This window comes from Sandarakinorhabdus sp., from assembly GCF_031422795.1.
GTDB lineage: Bacteria > Pseudomonadota > Alphaproteobacteria > Sphingomonadales > Sphingomonadaceae > Sandarakinorhabdus.
Genome location: NZ_JANPML010000161.1, coordinates 1 through 7,041 on the forward strand (window position 1 = coordinate 1; position 7,041 = coordinate 7,041).

General features: G+C 65.5%; 5 protein-coding genes and 1 pseudogene. 4 read left to right on the plus strand and 2 right to left on the minus strand.

The genetic code is table 11. From position 1 onward, the window contains the following. From RMO81_RS05935 to RMO81_RS05945, 3 genes are all read left to right on the plus strand, one after another. Nucleotides 1-2,538, plus strand: a 2,538-nt coding sequence (locus RMO81_RS05935) for a CHAT domain-containing protein (RefSeq protein WP_310474857.1), incomplete at its 5' end; no start/stop codon positions are given. 57 nt (nt 2,539-2,595) lie between these two features. After that, nucleotides 2,596-4,521, plus strand: a complete 1,926-nt coding sequence (locus RMO81_RS05940) for an adenylate/guanylate cyclase domain-containing protein (protein ID WP_310474858.1) — start codon at nt 2,596-2,598, stop codon at nt 4,519-4,521. Nucleotides 4,522-4,564: 43 nt separating this feature from the next. Beyond that, nucleotides 4,565-5,206, plus strand: a complete 642-nt coding sequence (locus RMO81_RS05945; RefSeq protein WP_310474859.1) for a hypothetical protein — start codon at nt 4,565-4,567, stop codon at nt 5,204-5,206. Nucleotides 5,207-5,242: 36 nt separating this feature from the next. Here the strand turns inward: RMO81_RS05945 and RMO81_RS05950 are convergent, their stop codons facing one another. Then, nucleotides 5,243-6,169 carry an aspartyl protease family protein gene (locus tag RMO81_RS05950; protein WP_310474860.1) on the minus strand — a complete coding sequence of 309 codons (927 nt, stop codon included), beginning with the start codon at nt 6,167-6,169 and terminating at the stop codon, nt 5,243-5,245. 77 nt (nt 6,170-6,246) lie between these two features. Here RMO81_RS05950 and RMO81_RS05955 point away from each other — a divergent pair, with 77 nt between their 5' ends. Continuing rightward, a complete protein-coding gene (locus RMO81_RS05955; RefSeq protein ID WP_310474861.1) occupies nt 6,247-6,834 on the plus strand; it encodes a TMEM165/GDT1 family protein in 588 nt (195 codons plus the stop codon). On the opposite strand, the pseudogene RMO81_RS05960 reads toward RMO81_RS05955, so the two are convergent. Further along, nucleotides 6,827-7,041 (minus strand): annotated as a pseudogene (locus tag RMO81_RS05960) (CoA transferase); the annotation flags it as partial. The gene RMO81_RS05955 and the pseudogene RMO81_RS05960 overlap by 8 nt on opposite strands.

Genomic DNA, 7,041 nt, shown 5'->3' on the forward strand with positions numbered 1-7,041 from the left:
AGCGCCGAATATCTGACCAACCAGGGCCTGCAGCAATCCAACCTGCTGCAATTTGCCGATGCCGATCGCCTTTTTGCCCGCGCCGCCCAGACGCTGGACAGCAGCGACCCGGTGGCCAGCCGCCTGCTGCGCAATCACCGGGCGCAGCATCTGCTGAACCAACGCCGCAACGCCCAGGCGCAGGAAATGCTGGGCCGATCGGTCAGCGGCAATATCGGCACCACCGATGCCAGCCGTCTGGCCAGTGGCTTCATCGATACGCCCTTGTCGCAGCGGCTGAACACCGATGATGCCGCCATGCGGGCACTGGGCGCTGGCAGTGCCGCGCTGACGCCTGAGGAACGGGTGACGATCCTGGATGCGCAGGCGCAATATCTGGCTGCAGCAGCCCGCGCCGGGCTGGGCGATCTGGCGGCCGCTGAATCAGCGTTGATCGCTGCCGACAATCAGTTGGGACGGCTGCGCGGTGGCCGGGTGCTGTCGATCCTGTGGCTGCGGGCTGCGGTGGCCAACGAACTGGCCCGGGTGGGCGAACGTCTGGGCAAATCGGCGGGCGCCCGCGCGGCGCTGGAGCAGGCCGTGGCGCTGACCGAAGCGCAGTTCCCGCAGAGCGCGGCACTGCTGGCGGCAAGGGCCCAACTCGCGGCGCTGCTGGCCCGTCAGGGCGATGCAGCCGGTTCGGCAACCCTGTTCCGCGCCATTATCAAGGCCGCGCCGGAAACGCCCGGTGCTGGCCAGGTGCTGCGGCCCTTGATGGGCGCGTGGTTTGCGCAATTGGCGGAGCAGGGTAACGCGGCGGCGGCTGCGGATGTGTTTGATGCGTCGCAGATATTGGTGCGCCCCGGCGTGGCGCAAACCCAGGCTGTGCTGGCCCGCGAATTGTCGGGCGGCAGCGACGAATCGGCGGCGCTGTTCCGCCAGTCGATCACCCTGTCGCGCGATATTGTGCGCACCGAAGGCGATATTGCCCGGTTGGCACAGATCGACGCGCCGACATCGATCGAACAGGAACAGACGGCTGCCCTGCGCGCGAAACTGGCGCTGCTGGGCCGCGACCAGACGGCCGTGCTGGCCAAACTGGCCGAATTCCCGCGCTATCGCAGCATCAGCAACAGCACGGTGACGCTGGCCAGCCTGCAGCAGGCGCTGAAACCGGATGAGGCCTATTTCAAGCTGATCCTGCTGGGTGAAGAAGCCTATGCCCTGACCGTTGTCCGCGACAGCGCCGCGGTGATGAAGGTGGCGGCCACCGCCAGCGACCTCGGCCAGATGGTGAAGACCATCCGCGATTCCGTCGTGCTATTCGAAAATGGCCGGCCCACCACTTATCCCTTTGACGTTGCTGCCGCCCGCCGGCTCTATGGCCTGCTGTCCGGTCCCAGCGAGGGCACGGCGGCCAAGCTGGTGCTGGCCAGCCGGCATTTGGTGGTGGAGCCCGATGGCGCGCTGCTGCAACTGCCGTTCAACTTGCTGGTTACCACCGATGATCGGCTGGCCGAGTATCAGGCGCGGCAGGATGATCCCAACGCCGATCCCTTTGATGCCCGCGGCATTGCCTGGCTGGGCCGCGATCGCATGATCTCCACCGCCACGTCGGCCCGCGCGTTCATGGACGTGCGCAGCCTGGCTGGCAGCCGAGCCGCCAATGCCTATCTGGGCCTGGGCGAAAATGCCGTGCCGGCCGGAGCCGTGCCGCCCAGCTTGCCGCCACCACCACCGCCAGCCCCGCCCCGCATCGGGAAGGGCAGCAAGATGGCGCAAACCAGCAGCGTGCGCGGTGCCGGTGCCGATAGCGGCGGCGGCTTTGGCCTGGCTGCACCGGCCTCGCCGATCCCGGCCAACAGCCTGCCGGCGCGCAGCGATTGCGACTGGCCGCTGGCAGAATGGGGCCGACCGATCTCGTCGGCCGAACTCAAGCTGGCCGCCGATCTGCTCAAGGCTGGCGGCTCCAGGGTCAGCACTGGCGCGGAATTCACCGATACCGGGTTGATGGAACGCCGCGATCTCAAGGATTATCGCGTCATCCATTTCGCCACCCATGGTCTGGTGACGGCCCCGCGTCCGGAATGCCCGGCCCGCCCGGCGCTGCTCACCAGCTTTGGCGGCGCGCAGACCGATGGCCTGCTCAGCTTCCGCGATATCTTCGATCTCAGCCTGGATGCCGACACCATCATCCTTTCGGCCTGCGATACCGCCGGTGCGGCAACCGCGTCGGCCACGCGGGAGGCGGGCATCACCACGGGGGGCAATTTCGCCCTCGACGGCCTGGTGCGCGCCTTTGTGGGCGCCGGCGCCCGTGCGGTGATCGCCAGCCATTGGCCGGTGCCAGACAGTTTCGACGCCACCAAAACGCTGATCACCGGGTTGTTTGCCGATGCCGGCCAGCTCAGCGTGGGCGAAGCCCTGCGCCGCAGCCAGGTCAAGATGATGGACGTCGCTGAAACCTCGCACCCCTATTACTGGTCGGGCTTTGCCATCATCGGGGATGCGGCCAAGCCGTTGATGGGCAACGGAGCCGGCGCGCGGCCGGGTCGCTGAGTTCCGGTGGGCACCGGTCTTGCAAATCTGAAGCGTGCCATCGGCCTGGCGGGCCCGATGCGTCTGTTCGTTACTGGCCTGGTGCTGGTGCTGGCGCTGCTGGTTGGCCGTTACAGCTGGAACATGCCCTTTGCCTTGTCGGCCGAGCGCGGCCTGTATGACGTTCGGGTTGATCTGTCTGCGCCGCGCATCGATCAGGATGATCGCATCGTGCTGGTGGTGTTCACCGAGGAAACTTTGGCGGCCACCGGCAAGCGATCACCGCTCGATCGCACCATGCTGGCACGAGCGCTGACCAATCTCGACAAGCTCGGCCCGCGCGCCATCGGCGTCGACATCCTGATCGATCAGCCGCAACCAGAAGATCCGGTGCTGAAACAGGCGCTGCTCGGCATGAAGACGCCCACCTATTTTGGCTTCTCCAGCAATGCCGAAAACGGCGAATTCGTGATGCCGTGGCAGGAAGCCCATATGCGCGACTTTTTTGGCAGCGTTGCCAGCGCCCCGGTGCGTACCGCCAATATCCGGCTGGATGTGGACAGTGACAATACGTGGCGGCAATGGCCCAACCCGGCCCGCAGCGCGCCCAAATTGCTGGTCAACGCGATCACCGGCGTGACCGGTTATGAGCGTTATCGCGGCTCGGCGATCTTCCGCAAACCGCAACTGGCCGACAGGCCGGTGTTTGCCTCGCTGCCGGTCGATCTGTTCGGCGACCCCGAAACCGCAGCCGCCATGAAGGACGCGATTGCGGGCAAGATCGTGCTGGTGGGCGCCGATCTGCCAGAAGCGGACCGCTTCATCACGCCGTTCACCCGGCTTACCGGCAACACCACGCCGGGGGTGGAACTGCACGCCGTGCTGATCGCGCAGGCATTGGACGGCAAGCGGCTGGATCTGCTGCCGCCGATCGTGCTGTGGCTGCTGGCCCTGCTGGCGGTCGCGCTTGGGGCCGTTACTGGCGGGCTTGATTTCGGTGCGCGCCTGCTCGGCCCGCTGGTGCTTGGCGAGATTTTCCTGCTCGGTTGGTTGCCTTACGGCTTGCAGGGGCAAGGCTTTGATACATATGGCCTGCCTTGTGCGGGGCTGGGACTGGCCTGGCTGCTGTCGCTGATGGCGTCTGGCGCCATGGCGCGCATTGTGGGTGCCGAACAGCGCAAGTTCGCCCAGGGCGCGCTGGGCAAATATCTGCCGCGCGACGTGGCCGAACAGATATTGGCCAATCCCGAACGTCTCGCCCTGCAGGGTGAACGCCGGCCGATTTTCGCGCTGTTCACCGATATCGAGGGCTTTACCTCGATGTGTCAGAGCCAGCCGCCGGAAGTGGTGGCATCAACGCTCAACGAGTATCTCGACACGATGAGCGACGTGGTGCTGAAACATGGCGGCACCATCGACAAGTTTGTGGCTGATGCCGTTATTGCCTTCTGGGGCGCACCGCTGGCTCGGCCCGATGATCCGGCCCGCGCGCTGGCTTGCGCAGTGGAGATGGCCCAGGCCGGGGAGCGTTTCAAGGTGGCCACCGAGGGCCGGCCGGCGATGGGCCGCACTCGTGTCGGTATGCACTGGGGCGATGTCGTCGTCGGTAATTTCGGCGGCGAAGGCCGCATCCAGTATACCGCGCTGGGCGATTCGATGAACGTCGCGGCCCGGCTTGAAGGTGCCAACAAGACGCTGAAAACGGCAGCACTGGTCAGCCACGAAGCGGCCTCGCAGATGGGGCTGGAAAATTTCCGCGCCATGGGCCGGGTGCGCGTGCGGGGCCGGCAGAAACCGATCGAGGTGTTTGAACCGATCGGCGCCGGTACGGCCGTGGATGACAAGGTGCTGGCCGGGCTCCATGCCGCATTTGATCGCGGTGATGTGAACGCGCTTGATGCGATCAGGGAACGTTCAGCTGCTGCACCGCAAGACATAGCGCTTGCGTATCTGGTAAAGCGAATGGAACAAGTAGGACCCGGAGGCGTTTATGATCTCGATTAAACCCATAGCAGCAGCATTTTTGGCGCTTGCCGCCACCACAGCGATGGCTGGCCCGCTGGTGGTGCGCGCCGCCGGCCCGTCGGCGACCCAGTTCAAGCCCGGCCAGCGCCTGGCCGATGCACCGGTCACGCTGAAGGCCGGCGATTCGATCGTGGTGCTGGATGCCAAGGGCACCCGCAGCTTTTCCGGCCCCGGCACGTTCAGCCTGACGGCGGCCAGCGCCGAAGCTTCGCAGGTCGCCTTCTCTGATCTTCTGGTGCAAAAGCCGGCCCGCCGCGCCCGCATTGGGGCCGTGCGTTCCGCCGGACAGGATCAGGGCCCGCCGACGCCGCCCGGCGTTTGGGCGCTGGATACCCGCCAGTCCGATACGGTGTGCGCCATCGATCCGGCCAATATCGCTTTGTGGCGTGCCGAAACCACGGCGGCGCAAACCTACAGCATCACGCGCGAGGATGGCGTGACGGCGTCGCTCACCTTCGGGCCCGGCCAGGCACTGGCCAATCTGCCGGCCGAAGTGGCTGGCAAGACCGGTGCGCTGAAGATTGCCGGTGGCAAGACGCCGGTGACGTTGAACATCAAGCAGGTCATGGCACCGAAGGATGTCGAAGCGCTGGGCACGACCCTGGTCGAAGCCGGCTGCCAGAGCCAATTCCAGCGACTGGCGATGAACACGTTTCAGGATTGAGGCGGACTGTCAGGGGTGCGCTTCACCGCCCAATCTTCACCTCATCGTGAAGCGCACCTTGCGGTTGCCGAAATCCAGCGCGACGCGGCGGAAACTGCCCAGCACGTCTGATCCCAGAAAGATCGCCGGCTCTTTGCTGAGCCCGAACAGTGCAAACGGCGGCGCTTCGGCAAAGGCCACAACGACATTGTTGAGGATCATGCCGCCGATCCGCACATTGTTGAGCACCATGGCTTCGGCCTTCAGCACCTGGCCGGTCACCGACAACAGTTCGATGTCGAACATCTTGCTCGGCCGGCCCTTGCCGAACAGGCGTTCGCGCAAGGCGCGGTTGCCCAGCGTCACTTCGCTGCCGGTATCGATCACGGCTGATACCCCGCGATCGTTGATCGATGCCTGGGTGATGATCAACTGGCCCTTGCGGCGGCGGGCGGTGACGACAATTTCCTGACCACTGGCCAGAAATGGGCTGCGTGAATCCTGCACGGTGATGGTGCGCTTTTCGAAATCCAGCAGCAGGCGCTGATCGGCCAGCGCGTCGATGCCGATCAGGCCATCAGCGCCCAGGTGCTTGGCCGAAAGGGCGGGCGCCGTGATTGGCCCGATCTGGGATTTGCCGATGGTCAGCATGGCCACCTCGACCGTGCCAACGCTGACAGAGCCGGCCATGCCCTGCAGCCGAACCGTCTCGCCGGCAGGCAGCTTGAGCCGGGCGGCCAGACCATCGCTGACCACCGAGCGATCGGCGCCGGAATCAACCAGAAAGCGGTGCGGCCCAACGCCGTTGACCTTCACATCGACGAACATGCGCTTTTTCAGCTGTTCCGCCTCGAGTGGATCGCCAAAAATCTCGAGATTATTGTCGATGGTGGCCGGCGCAATCAGGGGCTGGCCCGGCACGGCGATGGCGGGCGGTGTGACGCTGGCAGCCGCAGCGGCCAGCAAAAGGGGAAACAGGGGCATGTCGCTATTGTCTGCCTGATAGGCAGCTGGCGCAAGAGGCGGCTTGCCACGCCGCGCCGACGGCTTATCGGAGCGTGATGACCAGCAGCCTTGCCATCATCGCGACCGCCACCGGCCTGGTCGCGCTTGCCGAAATTGGTGACAAGACCATGCTGCTCGCCTTGCTGCTGGCCGCGCGCTTTCGCCAGCCGGGTGCGGTGATTGCCGGCATCTTTGTGGCAACCCTGGCCAATCATTTCCTCGCCGCCTGGGCCGGCGCGGCGCTGGCCGATTGGCTGGCCGGGCCGTGGTTTCAACTGGCGGTGGCGCTGGGTTTCATCGCGATGGCGGCGTGGACCCTCGTGCCCGACAAGATGGATGCCATGCCGGCCGCCGCAAGTGGCAGCCAGGCATTTCTTGCCACCACCGTCGCCTTTTTCATCGTGGAAATCGGCGACAAGACCCAGATCGCCACCATGGCCTTGGGTGCGCGTTACAGCGATGTGCTGGCTGTCACCATCGGCACCACGCTGGGCATGATGATCGCTAATGTGCCGGCCGTGCTGCTTGGCGAAAAACTGCTGGCACGCGTGCCGCTCAAGGCGGTGCGAGCCGGAGCAGCGGCGGTGCTGGCGCTGCTGGGGGTAGCAATGCTGGTGGCGCTGTGGCCGCAGCTGATCAGATGATGCCGCGCGTCTTCAGGTCGGCCAGCGCTGCGGAGTCCAGACCCAGCATCTCGCCGTAAACGTCGTCATTGTCCTGCCCGATGGCTTCGGGCGCGCGGCGGCGAACATTGCCGGGCGTGGCCGAAAGTTTGGGGAAGACATTCTGCATCTTCACTTCGCCCCATCGCGGGTGCGGCACGCCGATGATGGCTTCGCGCGCCTGGAAAT